The sequence below is a fragment of the Collinsella sp. SGI.033 genome (assembly GCF_050315135.1).
Taxonomy (GTDB): domain Bacteria; phylum Actinomycetota; class Coriobacteriia; order Coriobacteriales; family Coriobacteriaceae; genus Collinsella.
This window is the reverse complement of the sequence record NZ_JBNPOK010000080.1, coordinates 1-282: the sequence shown is the minus strand read 5'-3', so window position 1 is coordinate 282 and position 282 is coordinate 1. Positions and strand designations below refer to the sequence as shown.

At 66.7% G+C, this 282-nt stretch carries 1 protein-coding gene; it reads right to left on the bottom strand.

Annotated features, from left to right (window positions below; all coding sequences use genetic code 11):
• Positions 1-233, bottom strand: a 233-nt coding sequence (locus ACQRC0_RS08845; protein WP_427729345.1) for a hypothetical protein, incomplete at its 3' end; no start/stop codon positions are given.
• Positions 234-282: the final 49 nt, after the last annotated feature.

Here is a 282-nt window from a genome sequence, read left to right as displayed (position 1 = left end):
ATCAGGGCGTCCTTGTCCTCCGGGTCGATGTCGGGGTAGTCGGGGCCGTCCCCGACGAGTCGCGGCAGGTCCATTCCTCCACCGGCCCTTCCCGCGGGCTTGCGCACGTCCCTGATCCAGCGCCAGACGGACGTCTTGCCGGGCCCGCCGAGTATCTCGGTTATCTCCATGACGGTGAGCCCGGCGCCGCGAAGCGCCCTGGCCCTCTCCACCATTCTCCTACTGTATGCCATGCGGACTCCGTTCCGGACCTCAACGGTCCAACTTTTTGTCCGCAGTCCC